Origin of the sequence: Aureimonas sp. N4, from assembly GCF_001463925.1 — a bacterium.
Taxonomy (GTDB): domain Bacteria; phylum Pseudomonadota; class Alphaproteobacteria; order Rhizobiales; family Rhizobiaceae; genus Aureimonas; species Aureimonas ureilytica_A.
Window position 1 is genome coordinate 79,317 of the sequence record NZ_BBWS01000051.1, and the last position, 25,816, is coordinate 105,132.

Here is a 25,816-nt window from a genome sequence, read left to right on the forward strand (position 1 = left end):
GGGGGCACGCGACATGAACCGAACGCAGACTCTCACGCATCAATCGGAGACGGCGGGGCCTGGAGCCGTCTTACCCGGCACAAGCCGACGCCGAGCCCCGCGTCTTGCGCTTTGGCTTCTGGCGGTTCCCGCGACGCTGTTCTTTCTGGTCTTCTTCATTCTGCCGACGGCCTCGCTCTTTGCGATTTCCTTCAACAAGAGCGTGTCGGGCTCGGTCGCCTTCGTTCCGGCGCTGACGCTCGACAATTACGCCCGCATCTTCACCCGCTCGATCTATTACGAGGCCATCGGCCGCTCGGTCGGCATCGGCGTCGTCGTCTCGCTCCTATGCCTCGCGCTCGGCTATCCGCTCGCCTACGTCATCGCCAAGACGCAGCATCCCGGCCGCAACGCGGTTCTGATGATCCTCGTCCTGTCCTCGATGCAGCTCGACATGGTGATCCGGCTCTACGGCTTGATGGTGCTGCTCGGCGACAACGGGCTGATCAACGGCGCGCTCGTCGCCTCCGGCCTCATCTCCGGCCCGCTGCCGCTCATGTACAATCTGTTCGGCGTCGTGGTCGGGCTGGTGCAGGTGACGCTGCCCTTCATGGTGATCTCGCTGATCGGGGTGATCAAGTCGATCCCGCCCTCCTTCGAGGAAGCGGCGCGCTCGCTCGGCGCCTCGCGCTGGGCGGCCTTTCGGGCCGTCGTGCTGCCGCTGTCCATGCCGGGCATCCTGTCGGGCTCGCTTCTGGTCTTCGCGCTTGCCATCTCCTCCTATGTCGTGCCGGCGCTGATGGGCGGCTGGAAGGTGGTGACGCTGCCCATTCACATCTATCAGCAGATCGCCGAAGCCGGTCGCTGGCAGTTCGGCGCGGCGATCGCCGCCATCCTGTTCCTGACCAGCCTTCTGGCCGTCATTCTCTATCAGGCCGCCGCGCGGCTCACCGCCGGAGGGCGCGCCTGATGCGTGATGGCGAGACGATCCCGCTTCCTTTCAAGATCGGCGCGGCCCTGGCGCTCGCTGTTCTCCTCGTACCCGTCCTGATCGTCGTGCTGACGGGCTTGAACGCGGGCGACTACCTGACCTTCCCGCCGCAGGGCCTGTCGCTGCGCTGGATCGGGGCCTTCCTGACCTCGCCGACCTTCGTGCCGGCCTATCTCTTCTCCTTCAAGCTCGCCTTCGTCACCACGCTGATCGCAACGCTGATCGGCACGGCGGCGGCGCTCTGGCTGACGCGCACCACCAGCGCGCTCGGCCCTATCCTGCGCACGCTCTTCGTGCTGCCGCTGGTTCTGCCGGGCGTGGTGTTGGGCCTGGCGCTCTATGTCTTCTTCTCGACCAGCGGCATCGGCCTCGCCCGCTCCTTCACGGGCCTGCTCATCGGCCATGTCATCGTCACGACGCCGCTCGTGATCGCGACCGTCTCGGCCGCGCTGGTGGATTTCAACCGCTCGCTGGAAGAAGCGGCTCGCTCACTCGGCGCCTCGCCCCTCAACGCGTTTCGCTCCGTGACGCTGCCGATCATCCGGCCGGGCATTTCAGCGGGCGCGCTTTTCGCCTTCATCGTCTCCTTCGGCCAGTTCGAGGTGACGCTGTTTCTCGCCTCGCCCGACACGCAGCCGCTGCCGATCGCGATCTACACGTCGCTGCGCTACCGCTTCGAGCCGACGGCGGCCGCAGCCGGCATCTTCGCGATCCTTCTGGTGATCGCCTCCACCATCCTCACCTCGCGCCTCGTCAATTTTCGCCGCCTGTTCGGCGGGCGCTGAGCGCACGTTTCCTCTTCCCCTCCCGGAGACAGGCCATGACCGACATGCATGACATGAATTCTCCCCGCCCGAACCGCCGGCAGATCCTCAAGGCGGGGGCTGCTTTCGGCCTCGTTGCGTCGAGCGCCAATCTCTTTTCGATCAATCACGCCTTCTCGCAGGACGTGACCTATGACGGTCAAGTCTTCGATGCCGGCGGCGCGACCCTGCGGATCGCCGAATGGGGTGGCTTCTGGCAGGAAACGCAGCGCAAGCTCCTGCTCGACAAGTTCGAGAAGGACTTCAACTGCCGCATCGAATACGACAGCTCCTTCCCCTGGTTTCCGAAATTTGTGGCGGGCGGGCCGAAGAACCCGGCCTATGCCGTGACGAACTGGAACCTGCCGGAAATGTTCAAGACGGCGGGCGCGGGCGACTATTTCCTGCCGCAGGACGAACTGCTGGCGAACATGCCGAACGCCAAGGGCGTCTGGCCCTTCGCGACCGCCAACGGGCTGGGCGTCACCTGGGCCTTCTCGCGCTATTGCTGGGTCTACCGCACCGACACGGGGCTGGCCCCGCCCACCAGCTTCAAGGATTTCTGGGCCGAGCGCTATGCCGGCAAGCGCGGCACTTATGTGACCACCAACACGCTCCAGATGGACTTCTTCATCGCCAGCGCGATGAACTTCGGCAAGGATCAATACGATCTCGACGCCGGCTATGAGGCCATGCGCACCGCCATGCCGATGAAGATTTCCGACTTCACCGGCAACATGCAGGCGCTGGTGGAGCGCGGCGAGGTCGAGATCGCCGTGCAGAACGACGGCGAGGTCTATCTCCAGAAGGCCAAGGGCGTGCCGGTGGATGCCTGGATCTGGGACAATCCCAAATCCATCCTGACGCAGACCAAGACCGTCAGCCGGTATCTCGAACCCATGCAGAAGAAGCTGGCGCTCGCCCTCGTGGATCGCACGCTGGACCCGGCCTATCAGACCGCCGTCGGCGAGGTCTTCTTCTACCGCCCGACCAATCGTGACGCCAAGCTCCCCGCCGGCTTGCTGAGCCAGGGCGTCGAGAACACCGCCAACGCGCTGGACGGGCTCTTCATGCCGGATTGGAAGAGCTACCTCGAACACGAGGACGATATCGTCGAAACCGTGAACGAAATCTTCGCCTCCTGACGCCGCCGCGTGGGCGGCTGCCCCAGCCGCCCGTCTCGCTCCCCTTCGCAGGATTTTGCGCCCGTGACCGACATCCGGCTGATCAAGCTGACCAAGAGCTATGGCGCCTCGCGCGCCGTCGACAATGTCGAACTGCATATTCGCGACGGCGAGTTCTTTTCGCTGCTGGGGCCTTCGGGCTGCGGCAAGTCCACGACGCTGCGCATGATCGCGGGCTTCGTGGAGCCGAGCGAGGGGCGCATCTGGCTGGGCGAGGACGACGTGACCGCCCTGCCCCCCGAGCGGCGCGACATCGGCATCGTGTTTCAGAACTACGCGATCTTTCCCCATATGGACGTGGCGTCCAATGTCGCCTTCGGCCTGAAGATGCGCAAGGTTCCAAAGGCCGAGATCGGACGCAAGGTCGAGGCCGTGCTGGCGCAAGTCGGCCTCAGGAACTACGGCGAGCGCTATGCCCGCCAACTCTCGGGCGGCGAGCAGCAGCGCGTGGCGCTCGCCCGCGTCCTCGTCACGCAGCCGCGCATCCTGCTTCTGGACGAGCCGCTCTCGGCGCTCGACAAGAACATGCGCGAGGAAATGAAGTTCTGGATCAAGGACCTCCAGCGCTCGCTCGGCATCACGACGGTCTATGTCACGCATGACCAGGACGAGGCGCTCACCATGAGCGACCGGATCGGCGTCATGCAGCGCTCGCGCCTCGTGCAGGTCGGTACGCCCGAAGATATCTACGAGCGGCCCGAAACGCTCTTTGTCACGAGCTTCATCGGCCATTCCAATCTCATCGATGTGGAGGTCGGCGCGGTGGCCGAGCGGCGCGCCCAAGTGCGGTTCGCGGGGGCGGAGTTCGAGGCGCGGGCCGGTGCCGGCGTCGCGCCTCATCAGGTCGCCAAGCTGGTCGTGCGGCCCGAAAATATCGTCGTGGATGCCGAGACCCTGCCTGCCGGCACGGTGCGCTTTCCCGCGACGATCTTATCGGAAACCTATCAGGGGCCGATCGTGCGCTATCGCCTCGCGATCGGCGGGGTCGAACTCACCGCCGAGCGGCAGAACCAGTTGCACCAGCGCCGCTTCCCGCCCGGCACGCCGGTTCTGGCGGGCTGGGACCCGAGCCGCTGCGAGGCGCTCGCCGGCTGAGCGATCGGCCCCGACCTTTCTTTCAATCTTCGAGGAATAACCCCATGCGGATCGGAATCGACGTGGGCGGCACCAACACGGACGCCGCCCTGATGGATGGCCTGCGCGTTGTCGCGGCCTGCAAATCTCCCACCACGGCCGACGTTTCGTCCGGCGTCGTCTCCGTTCTGCGTGAGGTGCTGCGCCTCAGCGGGGTGGACGCCGGCGCCATCCAGGCCGTGATGATCGGCACCACGCATTTCACCAATGCCGTGGTGGAGCGCCGCCGCCTGTTGCAGGTTGCCGCGATCCGGCTCGGCTTGCCCGCGACCCGCGCCCTACCGCCCATGACCGACTGGCCGGATGATCTCGCCACCACGCTCGGCCGCCATCGCTACATGGTGCGCGGCGGACATGAGTTCGACGGGCGCGAGATCGCCCCGCTGGACGAGCGCGAGATCCTGCGCATCGCGGCCGAAATCCGGGAGAAGGGCCTGCGCGCGGCTTCGATCACCTCGGTCTTCTCGCCGGTCACGCCGATCATGGAGCAGCGCGCGGCCCAAATCCTGCGCGAGGAAGTGCCGGGCATCGCGCTCTCGCTCAGCCACGAGATCGGCCGCGTCGGCTTTCTGGAGCGTGAGAACGCGGCCATCATGAACGCCTGCCTCGCCGATCTGTCGCGCCATGTCGTCGCGTCCTTCCGGCAGGCGCTGCGCGACATGGCCATCACCGCACCCTTCTTCATCAGCCAGAACGACGGAACGCTGATGACGCCCGAGCATGTCGAGCGCTATCCCGTCCTGACCTTCGCGTCAGGCCCCACCAATTCCATGCGCGGCGCGGCCATGCTGGCAGGCGAGAAAGAAGCCATGGTGGTGGATATCGGCGGCACGACATCCGATGTCGGTATGCTCTTGCAGGGCTTCCCGCGCGAGTCGGCGGTGGCCGTCGATATCGGGGGTGTGCGAACCAATTTCCGAATGCCGGACGTGCTCGCGATCGGCCTTGGCGGTGGCTCGCGCGTGCGCGACGAAGGCCGGCGCATCGGGCCGGACTCGGTCGGCTACGAGATCACCTCCAAGGCGCTGGTCTTCGGCGGCGACACCTTGACCACCACCGACATCGTGGTGGCCGCGGGGCTGGAGGATATCGGGGATCGCTCGCGCGTCGCCCATATCCCGGCCGCCACCGTCAACGCCGCGTTGGATACGATGCATCGCATGGTGGACGAGGCGGTGGACCGGATGAAGACTTCGGCCGAGCCCCTGCCGGTCGTGCTGGTGGGCGGCGGGTCCATTCTTGTGTCGCGCGATCTGCCGTCCGCCTCGCGCGTCATCCGGCCGGAAAACGCGTCCGTCGCCAACGCCATCGGCGCTGCCATCGCACAGGTCGGCGGCGAGGTGGACCGCATCTATTCGCTGGAAGGCACCTCGCGCGACGCGGTTCTCGATGGCGCCAAGAAGGAAGCGGCCGACCATGCCGTGAAAGCCGGCGCCTCGGCGGGCTCGGTGAAGATCGTCGATATCGAGGAAGTGCCGCTCGCCTACCTGCCGGGATCGGCCACGCGCATTCGCGTCAAGGCCGTCGGCGATCTCGTGATCGGAGCCTGAACCATGAAGCTGAATTCCGAAGACCTGAAGGATCTGGCGCTGGGCGCGGCGTTTCTGGGCACGGGCGGCGGGGGCGATCCCTATGTCGGTCGCCTCATGGCGCAGCAATGCCTGGACGAGGGGCTGGAGATCGAGGTGATCGATCCGTCCGACCTCGACGACGAGGCTTTCGTCATCCCGACCGCCATGATGGGCGCGCCGACCGTTCTGGTCGAGAAGATTCCGAGCGGCGAAGAGGCGGTGAACTCGCTCCAAGTTCTGGAGCGCCATCTCGGCCGCAAGGCGCAGGCCACCATGCCGATCGAGATCGGCGGCATCAACTCCACCATTCCCCTCGTCGTCGGCGCGCGGCTCGGCCTGCCCATCGTGGACGCGGACGGCATGGGCCGCGCCTTTCCCCAGCTCGAAATGGAGACCTTCGGCGTCTACGGCGTGTCGGGCAGCCCGATGGTCGTCTCGGACGAGGATGGCGACCACGCGCTGATCATGGCGCGCGACAACCGGGACATGGAATGGCTCTCGCGCGGCGTCGCCATCCGCATGGGCGGCTGCGCCTATATCGCGGAATATTCGATGTCGGGCGCGGACGTGAAGCGCACGGCCATCCCCAACACGCTGACCCTCGCCATGCGGATCGGCCGCACGCTGCGCGAGGCCAAGAGCCGCCATCTCAACCCGTTCGAGGCGCTGCTGGAGCTGCTGCCCAAAACGCTCTACCATCACGGGCGCATCATCTTCACCGGCAAGATCGCGGACATGCGGCGCGAAACGCGCAACGGCTTCTCGCTCGGCCATGCCCGCATCGACGGGCTCGGGCGCTTCTCCGGCACGATGGAGATCGAGATTCAGAACGAGAACCTGATCGCGCGCGTCGGCGGCGTGGTGAAGGCCATCGTGCCCGATCTTATCTGCATCATGGATTCCGAAACGGCCGAGCCGATCACCACCGAGAACCTGCGCTATGGGCAGCGCGTCTCCGTCATGGCCGTGGCCGTGCCCGAGATCATGCGCACGCCCGAAGCGCTGGCCGTGTTCGGCCCCTCCTGCTTCGGGCTCGACCATCCGTTCGTGCCGATCGAAACCATGGCCTTGTGATGCGTGAGATCACGATTCACGATCTCGACGATCTGGCCGTCGGCGCGGCCATTCTGGGCACGGGCGGCGGGGGCGATCCCTATATCGGCAAGCTCGTCGCCCGCGCGGCGCTGGAGGAGCACGGCCCCGTCCGCCTCCTGTCGCTGGAGGAGGTGCCCGATGGCGCGCAGGTCGTCGCCTGCGGGGCCATGGGCGCGCCGACCATCCTGATCGAGAAACTGCCGGGCGGCGAGGAGATGGAAACCGCCTTCGCCGCCTGGGAGCGCCATACCGCGCGACGCATCGAGGCGGTGATCCCCTTCGAGGCGGGCGGGGTCAATTCCATGGCGCCGATCGCGGTGGCCGCCCGGCGCGGCCTGCCGGTGATCGACGCGGACGGCATGGGCCGCGCCTTTCCCCAGCTCGAAATGGAGACCTTCAACGTCTACGGCGTCCCCGCCTGCCCCACCGCCATCGCCGACGAGAAGGGCAATGTCTCCGTCATCGAGACGCCGAGCGCGGCGCAGGCCGAATGGATCGCGCGCGGGCTCACCATCCGCATGGGCGGCCAGGCCTATGTCGCCAATTACGGGATGGACGGGGCGAGCGCGCGCCGGGTTTCCGTGCCGGGCACGATGTCGCTCGCCGTCGGCATCGGGCGCACGCTGCGCGAGGCGAAAGCGGCGCGGCGCGATCCCGTCCAGGCGCTCGTCGGCTTCTTCGCGGGCACGCATTACGGCTGCGCGCGGCTCATCGGCGCGGGCAAGGTCGCCGATCTCTCGCGGCGCGAGGTCAATGGCTGGTCGGTCGGCACGGTGCGGATCGAGCCTTTCGAGCCGGGGGCCGATCCGATCCTGGTGGAAATCCAGAACGAGAATTTGGTGGCCGAGCAAGGTGGCCAGGTGCTGGCCGTCGTGCCCGACCTCATCTCCATTCTGGATCTCGACACGGCGGAAGCCATCCCGACCGAGCGCCTGCGCTATGGCCAACGCGTCAACATCCTGGCCGTCCGCGTGCCCGAGATCATGCGCACGCCCGAAGCCTTGGCGATCTTCGGCCCGGCCGCCTTCGGCCTGAAGCACGCGTATCGCCCGCTGTCGGAGACGTAGAACCTTGATGTCGGCCGCCCTCCAGTGCAGCACTTCTGCGACGGAAGGCGGTTGGGCACCTGATGGCATGAATTCGACAGACAAGCGCTGGGGGCTCGCGTCGGAAGCGTTCCGCCCGCCTCGCCGGATGCCCGACATCATCGAACGGCGTTCGCTGATCGAGCGCCTTCGATCGGCTGTCGAGGGCCAGATCGTGCGCGTTCTGGCCCCCGCAGGCTACGGCAAGACCGAGCTTCTCGCCGCGTTTTACCAGACGCTGCGGATGGACGGGGTGCCGGTCGGCTGGCTAGACATGGCACGCCTCGGCCGCAAGCCGCTTGCGCCCGCGCTGGCCGCCGCCTTCGGCTTTTCCGAATTGGCCGCAGACGCCGAAATCTCTCTGGATACTGTGATCGAGGCCATTGCCGCCATTCCGGCGCAACGCAGTGTCGTGCTTCTGGATGGCGTCGCGCCTGTTCATGGGCCTTTGCTCGGGCCCCTTCTGGAGATGCTGCCCGATCGCATCAGCCTCGTCATGGCCTCCCGCCACGATCCCGGTATTCCCATCTCGCGCTTTCGGATCCGTGGTCTTCTCAGCGATCTCGGCCCCGCCGATTTGGCTTTCACGACGGCGGAAACGCGGCGTCTCGCGGCCCATTGGAGCCTGGGGGACCTGGATCGGCTCTGCAAGGCCACGCTCGGATGGCCGGCCTTGGTCAGGCTCGCCGTCTTGTCCCTTTCAGGCAGACGTGACGAACGTGAAATGGAGCGGGTGTGCAGTGGTGCCCATCCCGATATTCGCAGCTTTGTGCGGGAAGAGGTCCTGGCTGGGACAGGGCCAGGGGACGCGACCATTCTGTCGGTCGCGGCCTGTCTCGGCGAAGCGCCGCGCCTTCTCATTTGCGAATTGGCCGGGGCCGCCGACGGGCGTTCGCCCGAGAAACTGGACGATCTCGTGCCTGCTCTCCTTCCGCTGGACGAGCGGGCGGATTGGTTCGCCTGCCATCCCATGATGCGCGCCGTCCTGCGCATCGATCTGGCGGCCGAGGAAACGCGGCAGCTTCATTCGCAGGCAGCCGCCTGGTTCGCCGGCCAAGGCCTTATCGAAAAGGCGGTTCTCCATGCCGGCCATGCCGGCGATTTCGGCTTTGCCGCCCACACGATCCAGGCGGCGGGCGGCGTCGATCTCTTTCTGCGGGCGGGCTACAAGGTGCTGCGCCGGCTTCTGGACGGACTGCCCACTGAGGTGATCGAGGCATCGCCGGGGCTGCGCCTCTGCGCCGCCCTGGTTCTGGCCAAAGAGGGCCGAATTCTCGCCGCGCGAGAGGCGATGGACGAGTTGAAAGCGCTGGCGCGGGACAATCGCCAGGCCGAATTGCCCGAGCATGTCGTCGTCCATATCGACTCGCTTCTCGACATCTACGAAGATCGTCGCTTCGAGCCTGAGCAGATCGAGTGGCTGGAGAATCGCCTGCGCTCGCAGCGCCTGCGCGATACCTGGGAGCTCGGCTGGCTGCACAACCATTTGTGCATTGCCCATACGCGGCAGGGCGCATTGAGGCGGGCCCGGCTTCACGCGCTGAAAGCGCTGGAATGCTACCGCAGCGAAGGCACCCCCTATGCGCAGGCTTTCATGCTGGTGCATCTAGCGCTGGTCAATCTGATGGGCGGTCGGTTGGCGGCCGCAGCCCATTTCAGCCGGCAGGCCGAAGACCTCGCTCGGCGCACGCAAGGCCATGACGAGACGCTGCTGGCGATCGCCCGCATCCCTTTGGCCGAAGCGCTCTACCGCCAGGGCCACGTGCGCGCCGCCGACAGTATTCTGGAGGAGTGCCTGCCGCTCGTGGCGGCAGGCGAGGGCTGGGTCGATCTCTATGCGCGCGGCTTCGTCAGTTGGGCACGGTGCCGGTTTCGGCTGAAGGGCCTGGACGAGGCGCTGCGCATCACGGATCGTGCCACGCGCGTCGCCGAGGACCGCCGCCTGCCGCGCCTCGATCTCGTGGTGACGATCCTGCGCGTCGAACTCCTGACGCTAGCCGGCGCGCTTGGGGCCGCCGAACAGGCCGCCCGCGCCCTGCCGGGCGAGGGCGGATGGCCGACGCGCCGCGAGATGCGCGACGCGCAGGTCGCGCTCGCCCGGCTCCGCCTGCAGCAAGGCGAGAGCGATGAAGCGCGCCGCCTGCTTCTCGACCTTGTGTCTCATACGCAGGACGACGACGACGCGCTGACCGGACTGAGCGCCCGGATCGTTCTGGCGGAAGCCTGCCATGCCGGCCACGATCCAGCCGCAGGAATGGAGACCCTGATCGAGGCCGCATCGTTGGCGTTGGAGCACGATCTGGTGGAGCCCTTCGTGGCGGAAGGCGAGAGCTTTCGCGATCTGGTGCGGGCCCTGATGCGGCGCTCTGGTCTGGCGACCTTTCCCTCTGACATCGCGGCCTTTCTCAACCGCATTCTGGCGCTCGGCGGCGGCGGGTTGGAGCGTCCCGGTCTGGGCCTCCTGTCGGAGCGCGAACTCGGCGTCCTCACTCTCATGGCCGCCGGCCACAGAAACAAGCAGATCGCCCGCGACCTCGGTATCACGGAGGCGACCGTGAAGTTCCATATCAAGAATCTGTTCGCCAAGCTCGGCGTCAGCCGCCGCGCCGTAGCCGTTTCCCTCGCCTCCGCCATGGGCCTCCTTGAACAGTCTCCCACGCCGGGGGGCGGCCACAAACGAGGAGAACTCTGATCCGATGGGACCTGTGCGCGGCGGGCTGGGATTTGGGTTTGCAGCAGTCAGTTTTGAGGCGCTTTTGGCTTCCGGCGGTCCCTGTCGGACAAATCGGTGCCGCCTTCATGCCACTCGCTCCAGCAGGATATGGCGCGCTCGGATTAGGTTGAAGGCAATCGCCTCGTTATAAGCCCGGGATGCGGCGAACGGTTCAAGGCCTTGCTCAGGAACTGTTTTGCGGCCTTTGTCATGCGGGTCTGGCAGACATAGAAGTTCAGCGTCTCTCCGCCATCGCGGATCTGGAAAGCGGACTTCGGCCAGATGCCAGCGGTCAGGGCTTCGATCAAGCGTTATCCAATCTCCCAACTCCTGTAGTGCCGTGCAGATGGCTATCTTTGATCGCGTCGACCAACGGCATGGTCGCGATGCGTGGGCGTTCTGGGTCGCGCTCTTGTAAATTAGATTATTCTAAATTAGATGTCTCTCACACAAGGAGAGCGTCATGGACAACGTGCAGGAGTTCGAAGCCAAGGCGAGCGAGGTCGCCGCGATCCTGAAGGCAGTCGCCAACGAGCGGCGCCTGATGCTTCTGTGCAAGCTCCTCGACATGGGCGAGGCGAACGTCGGCACGCTCGCCGAGGCCGTCGGCCTGTCTCAGTCGGCGCTCTCCCAGCATCTCACCGTTCTGCGCGAGCAAGGCATCGTCGCCTACCGGCGCGAGAGCCAGACGCTCTGGTACCGCATTGCCGATCCCCGGATCACGGCGTTGTTCGGGGCGCTCCAAGGTCTGTTCTGCCCGCCGAAAGACGGGACTACCCCTGCGCCCCCCTCGCACACGTTCACCGCCTGAGGATCTGCGACCATGGACCAGTTCACCCTCATGTCCGCCCTCGGCGGCGGCCTGCTGATCGGCCTCTCCGCCGCGATCCTGCTGCTCGCCAACGGGCGCATCGCCGGCATCAGCGGCATTCTCGACGGGGCGCTCAAGCCGGGCGGGTCGGAGACCGGGTGGCGCCTCGCCTTCCTGGTCGGGCTACTGGCCGCCGTGCCCGTGATGGCGCTCGCCGGCTACGCCCTGCCGGACGTGCAGGTGGGGAAGACGCTTCCCGTCGTCGCGCTCGCCGGCGTCCTCGTCGGCTTCGGCACACGCCTCGGCTCGGGTTGCACCAGCGGTCACGGCGTCTGCGGCATCGGACGCGGGTCCGGCCGCTCGATCGCCGCGACGCTCACCTTCATGGCGAGCGCCATCGCCACCGTCTTCGTCGTCCGCCACGTCCTCGGAGCCTGACCCATGGCCCGCATCCTTCTCGCCCTCCTGTCCGGCCTCGTCTTCGGCATCGGGCTCGTCGTCTCGCAGATGGTCGTCCCGGAGAAGGTCCTCGGCTTCCTCGACGTGTTCGGGGCCTGGGACCCGAGCCTCGCCTTCGTCATGGGCGGCGCGATCCTCGTCACGGCGCCCGCCTTCGCGCTGGCCCGGCGCATGGGACGGCCGCTGGCCGCCCCGCGCTTCGAGATCCCGACGCGCCGCGACATCGACGCCCGGCTTCTCTCGGGCGCCGCGATCTTCGGCCTCGGCTGGGGGCTCGTCGGCCTGTGTCCCGGTCCCGCGCTCGCCGCGATCGGTCTGGCCCTGAAGCCTGCGCTCGTCTTCGTCGCGGCGATGGTCGTCGGGATGCTCCTGTTCCGCCTGACGCTGGATCGGAACGACGCGACGTCCTCGGTCGTGTCGAGCCGGGAGACGGACGCATGACCGCCGCTCCCGTCATGCTCGCCGCCGCGACGGGTTCGGGTGGCCTCGTCGGCCTCGTCCTCGGCCTCTTCGGTGGCGGCGGCTCGATCCTCGCGGTCCCGCTCCTCGTCTACGTCGTCGGCATCGCCTCGCCGCACGTGGCGATCGGAACCAGCGCGGTCGCGGTCGCCGCCAGCGCGCTCGGCAACCTCGTGCCCCATGCAAGGGGCGGCCGGGTGAAGTGGCGTTGCGCCGCCGTCTTCGCCCTCGCCGGGGTCGCCGGCTCGCTCGCGGGCGCGGCGGCAGCAAAAGCAGTCGACGGCGAGCGGCTCCTCGCCCTCTTCGGCCTCGTGATGATCGGCGTCGGCCTCGCCATGATGCGCCGCCGGGGCACGGCGGGCGACCCGGCCGTCCGCCTGACCTGGGAGAGCGCCCGCCGGCTCCTTCCGATGCTGGTCGGCATCGGGTTCATGGTCGGCCTGTTCTCCGGCTTCTTCGGGATCGGCGGCGGCTTCCTGATCGTGCCGGGCCTCGTGCTGGCGACCGCCATGCCGCTCGCCTACGCCATCGGCACCTCGCTCGTCGGCGTCGCGGCCTTCGGCGCGGCGACCGCAGGAAGCTACGCCCTGTCCGGCCTCGTCGACTGGCCCGTCGCCACCCTCTTCGTCGCCGGCGGCCTCGTCGGCGGCTGGGCGGGGTCCGCGCTCGGCACACGCCTCGCCGGCCACAGCCAAGCGCTCGGCCTCGCCTTCGCCGGCCTCGTCGTCGCCGTCGGCCTCTTCATCGTCGCCAAGGGGTTCGGCGCACTCGTCGCCTGATCCCGCCCTTCGAACCACCCACCCACCGTCAGGAGAACCGCCATGTCGTCCCCGACACAAGACCGTCTCGCCGGCACGCCCGTCGTCACCGGCTTCTTCGACAAGCGCACGTTCAGCGTCCAGTACGTCGTCGCGGACCCTGAGACGCGGGCCTGCGCCATCATCGACCCCGTGCTCGACTTCGACCCGAAGTCGGGCGCGACCGCCACGACCTCGGCCGACGATATCCTCGCCTTCATCGAGCGCGAGAGCCTTCGCCTTGAATGGATTCTCGACACGCATCCGCATGCCGACCACTTCTCGGCGGCCGGTTACCTGCACGACCGGACGGGCGCACCGACGGCGATCGGAGAGAAGGTGCGCGGGGTCCAGGCGCTCTGGCAGGGCCTCTACCACATCGAGGGCTGCTGCCCGGCCGACGGCTCGCAGTGGAACCGGCTCTTCGCGGACGGCGAGCGCTTCCAGATCGGCAACCTCGAGGCCGAGGTCCTGTTCACGCCGGGCCACACGCTGGCTTCGATCGCCTACCGGATCGGCGATGCCGTCTTCGTCCACGACACGCTGTTCATGCCGGACGGCGGCACGGCGCGGGCCGACTTCCCCGGCGGCAGCGCCGGGGCGCTCTGGGACAGCATCCAGCGCATCCTCGCCCTGCCGGGCGACACGTGCGTCTTCACGGGCCACGACTACCAGCCGGGCGGGCGCGAGCCGGCCTGGGAATCGACGATCGACGAGCAGCGCCGCACGAACGTCCACCTCGTGAAGGCGCCGACGCGCGAAGCCTTCGTCAGGCTGCGCGAGGACCGCGACCGCGAACTCGCCATGCCGAACCTCATCCTTCATTCGCTCCAGGTGAACATCCGGGGCGGCCGCCTGCCGGAACCCGAGGACGACGGTCGGCGCTATCTGAAGATCCCGCTCGACGCGCTAGAAGGGGCGGCCTGGTGAACGCGAAGGAGAGACCCATGACCATACGCAGCGCGAAGGACGTCGTCGCCGAGGCCCGCGCCGGGGTGAGAAGCATCACGGCCGAGGAGGCCGTGGCCGAGATCTGCAACCCGGACACCGTGGCCGTCGACGTGCGCGAGGCCAACGAACTGGTGAAGACCGGGACCGTCGCGGGGGCCGTCCATGTCCCGCGCGGCCTCCTCGAGTTCCAGGCCGATCCATCGAGTCCCAGCCACAACCCGCGGCTCGACCCCGCCAGGCGGATCGTCCTGTTCTGCGCCTCGGGCGGTCGCTAGACGCTGGCGGCCAAGACGCTGACCGAGATGGGCTTTGCCGACGTCGCCTCGGTCGAGGGCGGCTTCCCGGCGCTGGAGAAGGCCGGGGCGAGGACGAGCGCGACCTGATCCCACTCTCCGAACCCAACCCCATCGTCAGGAGAAGGGCCATGTCGCTCCCGACACACGACGGTCTCGCCGGTACGTCCGTCGTCACGGGCTTCTTCGACAAGCGCACGTTCAGCGTCCCGTATGTCGTCGTCGCCCCGGAAACGCGCGCTTGCGCCCTCATCGCCCCCCTGCTCGACTTCGATGCTCCGCCGAGGCAATGGCCAAGGCGGAGTCCCGCTTCGTCTTGCAGGACAGGCCAGTCGAGGACACCGGGGTCGCGGATTGCACCTGGGCGAGCGCGGGAAGGGCCTTGCCGGACAGGGCGCCCAGGAGAAGGGAGGCTGTCGGGAGCGTCGCGCGCATCGAGTTGTCTTGCTGGAGGAGAGACAACCACGAGAAGGCGAGCAACGAACGGGTTGCGGTTATACGAAAGCGTATAGGATGTCTCTGCCGGGCGTTCCCGAGCGATGCGGCTCACGCTCGGCTCCGCCTCGTTCATCACCAGATCCGCATGCGGTTCAGGAGGCCGTCGCGCCGGATGAACTGGTGGTTCAGGGCGCCGGCGATGTGCAAGACGGTGAGCGTAAGGATCGCCCAGCCGATCGCTCCGTGAAGCTCGAAGAGCTGGTCGCTCCGATCCTCGTTCATGGCTACGAGATCGGGCAGCGCTAGCCCGAAGAAGCGGATCGTATCGCCCGACAGCGCCGAGGCGTACCAGCCGACAACAGGCATGGCCACGAGGAGCGCATAAAGCGCGGCCTGCACCAGCGTCGCCAGACGCATCTCCCAGCGCGGCGTGTCGCCGGGCAACGGCTCGATCGGGTGGGTCAGGCGCCAGACGATGCGCGCGGCGACAACGAGCAGGATCAGGAGGCCGAAGGATTGGTGCAGGGCGACGAGTGACGCGCCGGTGTCGCTGGGGCCCAGCGCATCGAAGGTCCAGGCTAGCCCGAACATGACGACGAGAAGACCGGCCGTCAGCCAATGCAGCATACGCGTGGGGAGAGGGAGCGGAGGCGGCCGTCCGGCGCTGGAACGCTCGCTGCGGTAGGTTACAGACACGTATAGTTCCCCGAGTTGTCAATCAATATCCACTCCTACAATACTCTCCCTACGAAGATCGGGGCAAATACACCGAGCCTTCAAAATCGGAGTGCGAAAATGAATTTTGCGAAGCTTGCTACAACTGCCGCCGTCCTCGCCTTGCTCGGTCCCGTCTCAGCCTTCGCCGCCGAGACGGTCTCAGTGCAACTCGTGGGCGAGCGTGGTGGCCAGATGGCGATCAAGCTCGACAAGACCGAGGTGCCGGCGGGCGAGGTGACGTTCCAAGTCGCCAACGTCGCGGCCAACACACCGCACGAGATGGTCGTGATCAAGCTCGACAAGCCGGGCGAAACGCTGAAGGTCGATCCCGCCAAGAACCGCGTCGACGAGAAGTCGCTGATGAGCATGGGCGAGGTGTCCGACCTCAAGGCAGGCCAGTCCGGCAAGCTCACGGTCAAGCTGAAGCCCGGTTCCTACGAGCTGATCTGCAACATCAAGGGTCACGTCGCAGCCGGCATGGTCGCCATGTTCACCGTCAAGGGCTGAGCGCGGCTCGCCGCCTCGGGGAGAACGCCAACACGTTCCTCGGGACGGCGGCCCATCTGACCTTTGCGTGATCCCCGGAGCAGGAGCGAAAGAAGGCCGGGACCTTTGGCGGGTCCCGGCCTTCTGTCACTGGACCCTTGAGGCCCCGACGCCCGCAGCGCCGGTGTTCCGGTCAGGCGTGGCGTGCAGGCCACCGCGAGCATCCAGGCTCCATTCGGGTGACGGGGCGGCGAGCGTGCGCCTGCCGCCCCCGCGGCATCAAGCGGCCATCGGTGCGTGGCGGCGGTGGCCCTTCACATCGTAGCGATCGAGCATCATGACCTTGTCCCAGACGCGCACGAAATCGTGCCGGAAACGCTCCTCTCCGTCGCGGCCCGCATAGGCATCGCAGATCGAACGGAGTTGGGCGTTGGACCCGAACACGAGGTCGTTGCGTGAGGCCGTGAAACGCTGCTCACCCGTTTCGCGGTCAACCAGCGCGAATGTCAGGGCCGCATCGTCGAGCTTGTGCCACTCGAGTTCCGTGCTCAGGAGGTTTTGCAGGAAGTCGGTCGAGAGCGTGCCGATACGGTCCGTGAAGATGCCCGTCTGCGAACCGTCGTGGTTGGCGCCGAGCGCGCGCAGGCCTGCCGTCAGGACCGTCCATTCGGGCGCTGTCAGCTTCATCAGATTGGCCTTGTCGAGGAACATCTCCTCTGGCGAGACGCCCCTCGCGATCTCGCCGAAGCCCTCATCGACATAGTTGCGGAAGCCGTCCGCCACCGGCTTCAGCCAAGTGAACATCTCGATGTCGGTGAGATCCTGCGTGGTGTCGACGCGGCCCGGCGTGAACGGCACGCGGAGCTCGCCGCCCGCCTCGCCCGCCGCCTGCTCGACGGCGACGCAGCCGCCGAGGACGATGAGGTCCGCCAGCGACACGCGCTTGCCGTCGCCGCGCCCCTCGTTGAACGCCGCCATGACGCCGCGCAGCGCCTCGACCACCGGCAGGGTGCGGCGGTTGACGGGCCAGCTCCTCTGAGGCTCAAGCGCCAGACGGCCGCCGTTCGCACCCCCGCGTTTGTCGCTGTCGCGATAGGTGGAGGCGGCGGAGAAGGCCGTGAAGGCAAGGTCCGAGACGGAAAGCCCGGTGTCGCGGATGCGCGCCTTCAGATCGGCGATCTCGGCCTCGCCGACGAGATCGTAGTCGCGCTCGGGCAGCGGGTCCTGCCACAGGAGCCCGTCCTCGATCGTCACCTCGGGGCCGAGATATCGGTGCTTGGGCCCCATGTCGCGATGGGTCAGCTTGTACCAGGCCTTGGAGAAGGCCTGCGTGAAAGCGTCGAAATCGGCGAGGAACTTCTCGCAGACCTTGCGGTACTCGGGATCCACCTTCAGCGCGATGTCGGTGGTCATCATCATCAGCGGGTTCATCTGCCCGACGACATGGGCGTCGGGGGTCTTCGGCGCGTCGGGGTCTTCCGGCGTCCACTGGATCGAGCCGGCGGGGCTCTTCGTCTGCTTCCATTCGAAGCGGAAGAGATTCTCCAGATAGCTGTTGTCCCAGCGCGTCGGATCGGGGGTCCAGGAGCCCTCGATGCCGTTGGTCATCGTGTCCTTGCCATGGCCGGTCCCGCGCGGGTTGTGCCAGCCGAGGCCCATCGCCTCCATGGGCGCCATCTCCGGCGGGGGGCCGATCTCGCGCGTGGGTGTCATACCGTGGCTCTTGCCGAAGGCGTGACCGCCGGCAATGAGGGCCACCGTCTCCTCGTCGTTCATCGCCATGCGGGTGAAGGTGATGCGGATGTCGCGTGCCGAGCCCATCGGGTCGCCGTCGCCGTTGGAACCCTCCGGATTGACGTAGATCAGCGCCTGATGCGAGGCGGCGAGCGGGTTCTCAAGATCGTAGTCGGGATCGCCGTTCTGGCCGCGCCAGCGCTTGTCGCGCGCGGTCATCTTAGAAACGTCGTCGGTCTTTTCCATGTCGAGGACTTCGGGTCCCCAGTAGGTCGCGTTGTCGGCCTCCCAGGCGTCGAGACGCCCGCCGCCGAACCCGTAGGTGGGAAGGCCCATGATCTCCAGCGCGCAATTGCCGGTCAGCACCATCAGGTCGGCCCAGGACAGGGCGTTGCCGTACTTGTGCTTGATCGGCTGCAGGAGGCGGCGCGACTTGTCGGTGTTGCCGTTGTCCCACCAGGACGAGATCGGCGCGAAGCGCTGCATCCCCGTTCCCGCGCCGCCGCGCCCGTCGGCGATGCGGTAGGTGCCCGCCGCGTGCCAGGCCATGCGAACCATCTGCGGGCCGTAATTGCCGTAATCCGAGGGCCACCACGCGACGGATGTGGTCAGAAAGGCCTTGATGTCTCGCTTCAGCTCGGCGAGGTCGATCTTGTTGAATTCGGCCGCGTAGTCGAAGTCTGGGCCGAGAGGATCGGCGGCGAGACCGTTCTGATGAAGCACCTCGACGCGCAGGCGGTGTGGGTACCAGGCCTCCAGCGTTGGCGGGCTGCCCTGGGCTCCGCCGATCCGGTCGCCGCCGAACGGGCACTTGCCCTCCATCCTGTGGGTCTCGGTGTTGGTCTTGTCGTTCGATAGGTTGTCCATGGCCGCAACCGCTCCGTCTGCCAGCGCCGCGCTCACAAGGTTGTCGAGGTCGCAGGACGGTACCCGTCGCGACCACGTGCCAATCTCTGCAAACCGACGTCTTTAGGTGGGCATACAAATGGAGCAGACACAGCGGACAGCAATCCGAATTGCCGAACGGTATAGAGGCGGACACGCCCCGGTAGAGTTCGGCTGGGGTGGTGGGTGCGCTGCTCGTTGCGGATATCCAGGCAGGTGCCGTCCCGACGATGTCTGACATGACGGGAGATTGCGGGCGTGATGTGCGACGCGCCCGACCCGATCCTCGTCTTCTGCGAGGGCACTGCCGACCGCTCCAGTTTGGCATCCGCGATCTAAGACTTGGTGTCGGCTGGACAGCATGCGGGCCACGCAGCTGAACAGCTTTCGCTTCGCGACATGCACTTTCCGGACCTCGGATCGCGCATAGCGGCGATGGACAAGACCTCCGCGATCTCCGCCTCGAACTGGGTGCGGGCCTCGGATCAGCCCTTCCGGACCGCTTCGAACTGATGGGACCAATCGTCGCGAGCGCGGCGACGGCAGGCCTGGCCAACGCCTCTCCCCATATCGCCCCCTGCCCGGCTCCAATGCGCGCCCTGCGGCAAGGCTTGCCTTCCGGGTTGCTATTGGCAACGGAGACCATGCCCGTGCTGCCGGCGCCAACCTCATCCTCTGTCGCACAAATAGACAGACCACTTGACGAATTTTTATGAATTCGTAAAGTGACACCAATCCAGCGGAGCTCTTATGACCCTTTCCCGATTCGCCACCCGCCTCAATTCCTTCGGCTCCGCGCCTCACCTCTTCTGGCCGGACCTTTCGGGCAAGCCGACCTTCATGCAGATGGCTGAACGTGCTGCAACTGCGAAGGGTTTGACGGACGTCGACCTGAACTTCCCCGACCATGTGACCGATGACGCCGCGACGGTCGGCCGCCGCATCAACGATCTTGGCCTGTCGGTCAACGGTCTGGCGATGCGCTACTACACCAACCCCGCCTTCAAGCTCGGCGCCTTCACAAATCCCGATAAATCCGTGAGGCGCGAAGCCATCGACATGACGAAGCGCGGCGTCGATGCCGCGCGCGCCATGGGTGCCGACCTGATGACGCTCTGGCTCGGCCAGGACGGGTTCGACTACAATTTCCAGCTCGACTATGCCGAGGCCTGGGATCTCGAGATCGACGGCATCCGCGAGGTCGCCGAGCACGACCCGGCCTGTCAGATCTCCATCGAGTACAAGCCGGACGAGCCTCGCGCTCACGCTTTGCTGCGCGACTGCGCGACGACGCTGCTCGCGATCCAGGATGTCGGTGCGCCCAACCTCGGCGTCACGCTCGATTTCGCCCATGCGCTTTATGCCGGCGAGCAGCCCGCCTATGCCGCGCACCTCATCCATCGCCGCTCCAAGCTCCTCGGCGTCCATCTCAACGACGGCTACGCCAAGCGCGACGACGGGCTGATGGTGGGGGCGGTCCACCTGCGCTCGACGCTGGAACTGCTGCGCCAGATCCGCCGCGACGGCTATGAGGGCGCGCTCTACTTCGACACCTTCCCCGACGCCTCGGGCCTCGACCCGGTGGCGGAGTGCGAGACCAATATCGAGACCGTGCACCGGCTTCTGTCCGTTGCCGACCGCCTCGACGCCGACAACCGGCTGGGCGAGGCGCAGAGCCGCCAGGACGGCGTCGCCAGCCAGAGCATCGTCAACGCGGCACTGATCGCCTCGGCTTGACGGACGAACCGCGCGCCGGGCCGCGAGACCTGCCCGGCCAGTTTCCAATGGGAGGAATCAACCGATGACCATTTCACTGAAGGCCCTCGTGGCCGGCTGCGCCCTGTCGCTCCTCGGCACCGCCGCCTTCGCGCAGACGCTCGCTCCCCTCAACTCCGACACCGAGACCAACCGCATCGAGTGGTCGCAGCTCGACGCCAAGTTCGGCGCGGTGCCCGCAGCCCCCTCTGGCACGCGCGTCGGCGGCGTGTCCAAGACGCTCACCAACGAATACTGGCGCTCGCTGGGCGAGGGCTATCAGGACTATGCCAAGAAGGCGGGCGTCGAAGTCGTCTATCAGGCCGCCCAGAGCGAGGGCGACCAGCTCGGCCAGCTTTCCATCGCCGAGAACCTGATCAGCCAGGGCTTCTCCGCGCTTCTCCTCTCGCCGCAAACCGACAACAACCTTCAGCCCGCGCTGGAAAGCGCCGAGGCGCAGAACATTCCGGTCGTGAACGTCAACGACGCCGTGATCCCGGGCGCCCGGCACTATGTCGGCAACGTGCAGCGCGACAACGGCGTGCGGGTGGCCCAGTGGTTCCTGAAGAACCGCCCGCAGGGTGGCAAGGTCGCGGTGATCGAGGGTCAGGCGGGCGTCTTCGCCGCCGGCCAGCGCACCAAGGGCTTCTCGGAAACCATCGCCAAGGACGGCAAGTTCACCGTGGTCGCCAGCGTTCCCGGCAACTGGGACCGCCAGGTCGCCTATGACGCGGCCTCCACGATCCTCCAGCAGAACCCCGACCTCATCGGCATCTACGCCAACAATGACGGCATGGCGCTCGGCGTGGTCGAGGCCGTGAAGGCCGCCGGCCTCAAGGACAAGGTCGTGGTCTTCGGCACCGACGGCATCTCCGACGCCTATGCCTCGATCAAGGCCGGCGATCTCACCGGCACGGTGGATTCCTTCCCCGTCCTGACCGGCGAAGTCGCGATGGAAGTCGCCCTGCGCCTCGTCGGCAAGCAGGACCTGCCGCGCGTCGTCTCCACCCCGCAGGCGCTGATCACCAAGGACAATATCGACACGTTCGCGGTGAAGGGCGATGCCCTGCGCGCTGTGCTGATGAAGCAGTCCGCCAACTGATCGCCCGATCGGGGCCGCGCCATCGCGGCCCCGACCCCTCACGACGTCTCCGGGAGGGAGCGCCATGACCACATTATCAGCCGAACGCCTGACCCTGACGGATATCAGCAAGAGTTTCGGACCATTGCGCGCGCTGGACGGCGTGTCGATGAGCGTCCGGCGCGGCTCGGTGCACGGGCTGCTCGGCGAGAACGGCGCGGGCAAGTCGACGCTCCTGCGCATCCTGTCCGGCGTGATGGATCCGACGGGCGGGACGATCTCCGTCGATGGTGTTCGCGTGACCGGTCACGGGCCGCTCGTCGCCCGGCGCGCCGGGATCGCGATGATCCACCAGGAACTCCAGCACGTTCCCGAGCTCTCTGTCGCTCAGAACATGTTTCTCGGCCGTCCCCTGCGCATGGCCGGCGGCTTCCTTGTCGACCGCCGGGCGCAGGAGAGCGCTGCGCGGCAAGCTCTCGCGCCCCTCGATGCCTCGATCGACCCGGCCGCGCCCATCCGCACCCTCAAGGTCGCCCAGCGCCAGATCGTCGAGATCGCGCGTGCGCTGATGGAGGATGCCAAGATCATCGCCATGGACGAGCCGACATCGAGCCTAACCCCGGCCGAGTTCGACCGTCTGGCCATTCTGATCCGAGACCTCTCGGCGAGCGGCGTCTCGATCATCTATGTCAGCCACAAGATGGACGAGGTGTTCCGCGTCTGCGACACGGCGACGATCCTGCGCGACGGACGCAAGGTGGCGGATGTCGCCATGGCCGAAACCACGGAAGCGGACGTCGTCTCACGCATGGTCGGGCGCGAGCTGGCCCATGCCGAGCACAAGGGCTTTGCGACCGACGACGTGGTGCTCGACGTGGAAAACCTGTCGCGCGGCGGGGCGGTGAAGGGCGCGAGCTTCCAGCTCAAGCGTGGAGAGGTGCTGGGCATTTCGGGTCTGGTCGGCGCCGGGCGCACCGAACTCCTGCGCCTCGTCGCGGGGGTTGATCGGCCGGACGCGGGATCGATCCGTGTCGAAGGTCGCTCTCTGGCGCTCGGCAATCCACGCACGGCCATCCGCGCCGGGCTCGGTCTCCTGCCCGAGGAGCGCAAGCGCGACGGCATCGTCGCGCGCCGCTCGATCCGCTCGAACATCGCGCTCTCCTCGATGAGACGCTTCTCGCGCGCCGGCTTCGTGCGCCGCCGAGCCCTCCATGCCGAGAGCCTCAAGCTGATGCAGGACATGAACCTGCGCCCGCTCGACGTCGAGAGGCCCATCGGCCAGTTCTCCGGCGGCAACCAGCAGAAAGCCATCATCGGTCGCTGGATCGCCGCGGGCGCCCGCATCCTTCTCTTCGACGAGCCGACACGCGGCATCGACGTGGGCGCCAAGGCCGAGATCTACGCCTTGATCGAGCGCCTCGCCGCCGAAGGACGGTCGGTGATCGTCGTTTCCTCCGAGCTGCCCGAAATCCTGCGCGTTTCCGACCGTGTTCTGGTCATGCGCGAAGGCGCGGTTGCCGGCATCCTGGCGCGGGACGCGATCAGCGAGGAGGCGATCGTCGCCCTCGCCGTGCCGCAGTCGGCCCGCTCCTCCTCCCATTCCTCCCGTTCGGGGCAGTGACGCTCATGACCTCCATCGACAGCCTTCCCGCCGCCCCCAAGCGCGGCCTCAAGCTCGGCTTCGGCCTGCGCGACGCGGGCACCCTCATCGGACTTCTCGTCATCGTCGGCGTCTTTGCCGCGCTCAGTCCCAATTTCCTGACCGAACGCAATATCCTGAACATCCTTCAGCAGTCCTCGATCAATGCCTGCGTGGCGCTCGGCATGACGCTCGTGATCATCTCGGGCGGCATCGACCTGTCGGTCGGCCCGACCGCCGCCATCGCGGCCGTCGCCGCCGCCGCCCTGATGGTCGGCGGCGCTCCGATCGTCATCGCCATTCCCGCCGCGATCCTGTTCGGCATGGCGGCGGGCGCGGTGAACGGGGCGCTCGTCGCCTATGGCGGGCTCCAGCCCTTCATCGTCACGCTCGGCACGCTCTCGCTCTACCGGGCCTCGGCCCTGATCTATACGGGCGGCAACCCGATCTTCGGCATTCCGCCCGCGTTCCGGGCGCTCTTCAACGGCGATATCCTGGGCGTCCCGACGCCCGTGGTTCTCGTCGCCATCTTGGCGCTGATCGTCTGGGTCGTCCTCAACAAGACCCCGCTCGGCGAGTATTTCCTGGCGGTCGGTGGCAACGAAGAGGCCTCGCACATCGCCGGCGTGCCGGTCGCGATGACCAAGATCGCGGCCTATGTCATCTCCGGTGGCCTTGCCTCCATCGCCGGCCTGATCCTCGTCGGACGCCTCGGCGCAGCCGACCCGACGCTCGGCAATCTCTGGGAACTCGACGCGATCGCGGCGGCCGCGATCGGCGGTGCCTCGTTGATGGGCGGCAAGGGCTCTGTGGTCGGCACCATCCTCGGCGCCATCATCCTGGGGAGCTTGCGCAACGGGCTGACGCTTCTCAATGTCCAGGCGTTCTATCAACTCCTCGCCACCGGCCTTATCATCCTCGTCGCCATGCTGATCGACCGCGCGACCAGGGGACGGGGATGAATATGAGTTTCAGCGATCCGAGGACCATCGGTCCCCGGATCCGCATGATGATGCCGCAACTGACGCCGCTCGAAGGCCGGGTGGTCGAGATGATCCTCGGCCGCCGGGACTTCGACGAGACCACCGCCCTCAAGAGCGTGGCCGAGGATGCGGGCGTCTCGGAGGCGATGCTGGTGAAGATCGCCAAGAAGCTCGGATTCTCCGGCTTCAAGGACTTTCGAGCCGGCATTGCCGACTATAATCGCCTGCCCACCGCCGATCTGCATCAGGAACTGTCGCCCGACGACAGCGGGGCCCAGATCGCGCAGAAGGTCTTTCGCACCTCCATCCATGCGCTGGAGGAAACGCTCTCCATCCTCGACTCCGAAGCCTTCGAGCGTGCCGCCGATCTCATCTTCGCCGCCCGGCAGCGCGACCTCTACGGGATCGGTGGCTCGGCCCAGATCGCCCGCGACGTAGCCCACAAGTTCCTGCGCATCGGCGTGCGCACCAGTGTCTTCGACGACGCGCACATGATGCTGATGTCGGCGGCGCTCCTGACGGAAGGCGATGTCGCCATCGCCTTTTCGCATTCCGGCCAGACCACGGCGGTCCTCGAACCGCTGGAACTGGCCCGCAAGCGCGGGGCGCGCACGATCGCGCTCACCAACTACGCGACATCGCCGATCGCCGAGATCGCCGACGTCGTCCTCTGCTCGACGGCGCAGGGCTCGCCGCTTCTGGGCGAGAACGCGGCCGCCCGCGTCGCCCAGCTCATCATTCTCGACGCCGTCTTCGCAGCTGTCGCCCAGCGCGACCTCAAGGCGGCGGAACGCAACCTCGCGGCCACAATGGGGGCCGTCAAAACCAAGCGACGAAACACATGAGCACTCCCGCCAAACCCGTGATCGTGGTCGTCGGCAGCTTGCACTACGACATCATGGTCGACGCGCCGGACAGGCCGCGCAAGGGCGAGACGGTGACCGGCTACGCCTGGGCGCCGAAGTTCGGCGGCAAGGGCGGCAACCAGGCTGCGAGCGCGTCCAAGGCGGGCGCCGAAGTCCGCATGGCGGGCGCCGTGGGCGACGACGAATTCGGCCGCTTCCTTCTCGCCGCGCTGGGTAACTCGGACGTCGACGCCACACGTGTCGCCACCCTGCCCGGTATCGGCTCGGGCATGAGCGTTGCCATCTCGGATTCCGAAGGCGATTACGGCGCGGTGATCGTGTCGGGCGCCAATCTGAAGATCGACACAGCGTCGCTCTCGGCGGGAGATCTCTGGAAAGACGCCAAGGCCCTGATCCTCCAGAACGAGGTGCCGGACGCCGTCAATCTTGCCGCCGCCCAAGCCGCGCGCGAAGCGGGAGCGATCGTCTGCCTCAACGCGGCCCCTTTCCGGGCACTCCCAAGCGAGCTTGCCGCGCTGGTGGACGTGCTGATCGTCAACGCGATCGAGGCCGAGGAGCTTTGCGGACGCCCCGTCACCGACCTGGCGTCTGCGACCGCCGCGGCTCGCGAGCTTGCGACACGCTTTCCCGGCGTGGTCGTCACGGCCGGAGGGGCAGGTGTCGCGGGCGTTCGGTCCGGCGATGCGCCCGTTGCGCTCGAAGCCCTACCCGTGCGTCTCGTCAGCACCCACGGAGCCGGAGACGCCTTTGTCGGCGCCCTCGTCCGCTCTCTCGCCGCCGGCGCATCCTTCGCCGAAAGTCTTTCTGCGGCCAACGAAGCGGCAGCCCGGCACGTTTCCGCCCGGTCATGATGGTCGCGGACCATCGCTGCTCACTCGGCCGTGAGCGGCAGCACCGGCTGCGGCTA

Annotated in this window: 23 protein-coding genes and 1 pseudogene; 21 read left to right on the forward strand and 3 right to left on the reverse strand. The window is 67.1% G+C overall.

The window, feature by feature from the left end; all coding sequences use genetic code 11:
• Positions 1–13 precede the first annotated feature (13 nt).
• The 8 genes from AUL28_RS17155 to AUL28_RS17190 all read left to right on the forward strand — a co-directional run bounded on the left by AUL28_RS17155 (position 14) and on the right by AUL28_RS17190 (position 10,534).
• Positions 14–949 carry an ABC transporter permease gene (locus AUL28_RS17155; RefSeq protein ID WP_082640533.1) on the forward strand — a complete coding sequence of 312 codons (936 nt, stop codon included), beginning with the start codon at positions 14–16 and terminating at the stop codon, positions 947–949.
• On the forward strand, positions 949–1,755 hold the full coding sequence (locus AUL28_RS17160) for an ABC transporter permease (protein ID WP_058635015.1): 807 nt from the start codon (positions 949–951) through the stop codon (positions 1,753–1,755). Before AUL28_RS17155 ends, AUL28_RS17160 begins: the two co-directional genes overlap by 1 nt.
• A 35-nt stretch (positions 1,756–1,790) precedes the next feature.
• Entirely contained in the window at positions 1,791–2,918 is a 1,128-nt protein-coding gene (locus tag AUL28_RS17165) for an ABC transporter substrate-binding protein (protein ID WP_062223881.1), read from the forward strand.
• 63 nt (positions 2,919–2,981) lie between these two features.
• A complete protein-coding gene (locus AUL28_RS17170; protein ID WP_058635017.1) occupies positions 2,982–4,052 on the forward strand; it encodes an ABC transporter ATP-binding protein in 1,071 nt (356 codons plus the stop codon).
• Positions 4,053–4,096: 44 nt separating this feature from the next.
• Positions 4,097–5,641: a hydantoinase/oxoprolinase family protein gene (locus AUL28_RS17175; RefSeq protein ID WP_062234944.1), complete on the forward strand. Its 1,545-nt coding sequence runs from the start codon at positions 4,097–4,099 to the stop codon at positions 5,639–5,641.
• Positions 5,642–5,644: 3 nt separating this feature from the next.
• Positions 5,645–6,736: a DUF917 domain-containing protein gene (locus AUL28_RS17180; RefSeq protein WP_058598542.1), complete on the forward strand. Its 1,092-nt coding sequence runs from the start codon at positions 5,645–5,647 to the stop codon at positions 6,734–6,736.
• Positions 6,736–7,824, forward strand: coding sequence for a DUF917 domain-containing protein (locus AUL28_RS17185; RefSeq protein WP_062234946.1), 1,089 nt, complete (start codon positions 6,736–6,738; stop codon positions 7,822–7,824). The genes AUL28_RS17180 and AUL28_RS17185 overlap by 1 nt, the downstream gene beginning before the upstream one ends.
• A gap of 67 nt (positions 7,825–7,891) precedes the next feature.
• Positions 7,892–10,534: a LuxR C-terminal-related transcriptional regulator gene (locus tag AUL28_RS17190; protein ID WP_062234951.1), complete on the forward strand. Its 2,643-nt coding sequence runs from the start codon at positions 7,892–7,894 to the stop codon at positions 10,532–10,534.
• Between the two features lie 143 nt (positions 10,535–10,677).
• On the opposite strand, the gene AUL28_RS17195 is transcribed toward AUL28_RS17190, so the two are convergent.
• On the reverse strand, positions 10,678–10,863 hold the full coding sequence (locus tag AUL28_RS17195; protein ID WP_062234954.1) for a hypothetical protein: 186 nt from the start codon (positions 10,861–10,863) through the stop codon (positions 10,678–10,680).
• A gap of 155 nt (positions 10,864–11,018) precedes the next feature.
• Between AUL28_RS17195 and AUL28_RS17200 the strand changes: the two genes are divergently transcribed.
• The 6 genes and pseudogenes from AUL28_RS17200 (at position 11,019) to AUL28_RS17225 (ending at position 14,415) form a co-directional block, all read left to right on the forward strand.
• On the forward strand, positions 11,019–11,366 hold the full coding sequence (locus AUL28_RS17200; protein WP_062234956.1) for an ArsR/SmtB family transcription factor: 348 nt from the start codon (positions 11,019–11,021) through the stop codon (positions 11,364–11,366).
• Positions 11,367–11,378: 12 nt separating this feature from the next.
• Positions 11,379–11,804: a YeeE/YedE family protein gene (locus tag AUL28_RS17205; RefSeq protein WP_062234959.1), complete on the forward strand. Its 426-nt coding sequence runs from the start codon at positions 11,379–11,381 to the stop codon at positions 11,802–11,804.
• A 3-nt stretch (positions 11,805–11,807) separates the two neighbouring features.
• A complete protein-coding gene (locus tag AUL28_RS17210) occupies positions 11,808–12,266 on the forward strand; it encodes a YeeE/YedE family protein (RefSeq protein WP_062234962.1) in 459 nt (152 codons plus the stop codon).
• Positions 12,263–13,063, forward strand: a complete 801-nt coding sequence (locus AUL28_RS17215; RefSeq protein ID WP_062234964.1) for a sulfite exporter TauE/SafE family protein — start codon at positions 12,263–12,265, stop codon at positions 13,061–13,063. Before AUL28_RS17210 ends, AUL28_RS17215 begins: the two co-directional genes overlap by 4 nt.
• A 42-nt stretch (positions 13,064–13,105) precedes the next feature.
• A complete protein-coding gene (locus AUL28_RS17220; RefSeq protein WP_062234967.1) occupies positions 13,106–14,011 on the forward strand; it encodes an MBL fold metallo-hydrolase in 906 nt (301 codons plus the stop codon).
• Between the two features lie 17 nt (positions 14,012–14,028).
• Positions 14,029–14,415: pseudogene (locus AUL28_RS17225) on the forward strand (rhodanese-like domain-containing protein).
• Between the two features lie 480 nt (positions 14,416–14,895).
• Here AUL28_RS17225 and AUL28_RS17230 read toward each other — a convergent pair.
• Entirely contained in the window at positions 14,896–15,459 is a 564-nt protein-coding gene (locus AUL28_RS17230) for a cytochrome b (RefSeq protein WP_156420053.1), read from the reverse strand.
• 99 nt (positions 15,460–15,558) lie between these two features.
• On the opposite strand from AUL28_RS17230, the gene AUL28_RS17235 reads away from it, so the two are divergent.
• Complete coding sequence (locus AUL28_RS17235; protein ID WP_058598535.1) at positions 15,559–15,987, forward strand: plastocyanin/azurin family copper-binding protein; 429 nt, start codon at positions 15,559–15,561, stop codon at positions 15,985–15,987.
• 258 nt (positions 15,988–16,245) lie between these two features.
• On the opposite strand, the gene katG is transcribed toward AUL28_RS17235, so the two are convergent.
• Positions 16,246–18,567: a catalase/peroxidase HPI gene (gene katG / locus AUL28_RS17240; RefSeq protein ID WP_062234973.1), complete on the reverse strand. Its 2,322-nt coding sequence runs from the start codon at positions 18,565–18,567 to the stop codon at positions 16,246–16,248.
• Between the two features lie 768 nt (positions 18,568–19,335).
• On the opposite strand from katG, the gene AUL28_RS17245 reads away from it, so the two are divergent.
• The 6 genes from AUL28_RS17245 to AUL28_RS17270 all read left to right on the forward strand — a co-directional run bounded on the left by AUL28_RS17245 (position 19,336) and on the right by AUL28_RS17270 (position 25,760).
• On the forward strand, positions 19,336–20,322 hold the full coding sequence (locus AUL28_RS17245; RefSeq protein WP_058598533.1) for a sugar phosphate isomerase/epimerase family protein: 987 nt from the start codon (positions 19,336–19,338) through the stop codon (positions 20,320–20,322).
• A gap of 64 nt (positions 20,323–20,386) precedes the next feature.
• Positions 20,387–21,442 carry a sugar ABC transporter substrate-binding protein gene (locus AUL28_RS17250; RefSeq protein WP_058635028.1) on the forward strand — a complete coding sequence of 352 codons (1,056 nt, stop codon included), beginning with the start codon at positions 20,387–20,389 and terminating at the stop codon, positions 21,440–21,442.
• Positions 21,443–21,506: 64 nt separating this feature from the next.
• The gene (locus tag AUL28_RS17255) at positions 21,507–23,042 is read left to right on the forward strand and encodes a sugar ABC transporter ATP-binding protein (protein ID WP_062234975.1); all 1,536 of its coding nucleotides are present in this window, start codon (positions 21,507–21,509) and stop codon (positions 23,040–23,042) included.
• A 5-nt stretch (positions 23,043–23,047) separates the two neighbouring features.
• A complete protein-coding gene (locus AUL28_RS17260) occupies positions 23,048–24,022 on the forward strand; it encodes an ABC transporter permease (protein ID WP_062234978.1) in 975 nt (324 codons plus the stop codon).
• Positions 24,019–24,888, forward strand: a complete 870-nt coding sequence (locus AUL28_RS17265) for a MurR/RpiR family transcriptional regulator (RefSeq protein ID WP_062234981.1) — start codon at positions 24,019–24,021, stop codon at positions 24,886–24,888. The genes AUL28_RS17260 and AUL28_RS17265 overlap by 4 nt, the downstream gene beginning before the upstream one ends.
• On the forward strand, positions 24,885–25,760 hold the full coding sequence (locus AUL28_RS17270; protein WP_062234984.1) for a ribokinase: 876 nt from the start codon (positions 24,885–24,887) through the stop codon (positions 25,758–25,760). The genes AUL28_RS17265 and AUL28_RS17270 overlap by 4 nt, the downstream gene beginning before the upstream one ends.
• Positions 25,761–25,816 lie beyond the last annotated feature (56 nt).

What these genes read in the sequence shown, in the direction of transcription:
- AUL28_RS17155 (WP_082640533.1), top strand. Translation starts at nt 14, where the DNA reads ATGAACCGAACGCAGACTCTCACGCATCAATCGGAGACGGCGGGGCCT.
- AUL28_RS17160 (WP_058635015.1), top strand. Translation starts at nt 949, where the DNA reads ATGCGTGATGGCGAGACGATCCCGCTTCCTTTCAAGATCGGCGCGGCC.
- AUL28_RS17165 (WP_062223881.1), top strand. Translation starts at nt 1,791, where the DNA reads ATGACCGACATGCATGACATGAATTCTCCCCGCCCGAACCGCCGGCAG.
- AUL28_RS17175 (WP_062234944.1), top strand. Translation starts at nt 4,097, where the DNA reads ATGCGGATCGGAATCGACGTGGGCGGCACCAACACGGACGCCGCCCTG.
- AUL28_RS17180 (WP_058598542.1), top strand. Translation starts at nt 5,645, where the DNA reads ATGAAGCTGAATTCCGAAGACCTGAAGGATCTGGCGCTGGGCGCGGCG.
- AUL28_RS17185 (WP_062234946.1), top strand. Translation starts at nt 6,736, where the DNA reads ATGCGTGAGATCACGATTCACGATCTCGACGATCTGGCCGTCGGCGCG.
- AUL28_RS17190 (WP_062234951.1), top strand. Translation starts at nt 7,892, where the DNA reads ATGAATTCGACAGACAAGCGCTGGGGGCTCGCGTCGGAAGCGTTCCGC.
- AUL28_RS17200 (WP_062234956.1), top strand. Translation starts at nt 11,019, where the DNA reads ATGGACAACGTGCAGGAGTTCGAAGCCAAGGCGAGCGAGGTCGCCGCG.
- AUL28_RS17205 (WP_062234959.1), top strand. Translation starts at nt 11,379, where the DNA reads ATGGACCAGTTCACCCTCATGTCCGCCCTCGGCGGCGGCCTGCTGATC.
- AUL28_RS17210 (WP_062234962.1), top strand. Translation starts at nt 11,808, where the DNA reads ATGGCCCGCATCCTTCTCGCCCTCCTGTCCGGCCTCGTCTTCGGCATC.
- AUL28_RS17215 (WP_062234964.1), top strand. Translation starts at nt 12,263, where the DNA reads ATGACCGCCGCTCCCGTCATGCTCGCCGCCGCGACGGGTTCGGGTGGC.
- AUL28_RS17220 (WP_062234967.1), top strand. Translation starts at nt 13,106, where the DNA reads ATGTCGTCCCCGACACAAGACCGTCTCGCCGGCACGCCCGTCGTCACC.
- AUL28_RS17235 (WP_058598535.1), top strand. Translation starts at nt 15,559, where the DNA reads ATGAATTTTGCGAAGCTTGCTACAACTGCCGCCGTCCTCGCCTTGCTC.
- katG (WP_062234973.1), bottom strand. Translation starts at nt 18,567, where the DNA reads ATGGACAACCTATCGAACGACAAGACCAACACCGAGACCCACAGGATG.
- AUL28_RS17245 (WP_058598533.1), top strand. Translation starts at nt 19,336, where the DNA reads ATGACCCTTTCCCGATTCGCCACCCGCCTCAATTCCTTCGGCTCCGCG.
- AUL28_RS17250 (WP_058635028.1), top strand. Translation starts at nt 20,387, where the DNA reads ATGACCATTTCACTGAAGGCCCTCGTGGCCGGCTGCGCCCTGTCGCTC.
- AUL28_RS17255 (WP_062234975.1), top strand. Translation starts at nt 21,507, where the DNA reads ATGACCACATTATCAGCCGAACGCCTGACCCTGACGGATATCAGCAAG.
- AUL28_RS17260 (WP_062234978.1), top strand. Translation starts at nt 23,048, where the DNA reads ATGACCTCCATCGACAGCCTTCCCGCCGCCCCCAAGCGCGGCCTCAAG.
- AUL28_RS17265 (WP_062234981.1), top strand. Translation starts at nt 24,019, where the DNA reads ATGAATATGAGTTTCAGCGATCCGAGGACCATCGGTCCCCGGATCCGC.
- AUL28_RS17270 (WP_062234984.1), top strand. Translation starts at nt 24,885, where the DNA reads ATGAGCACTCCCGCCAAACCCGTGATCGTGGTCGTCGGCAGCTTGCAC.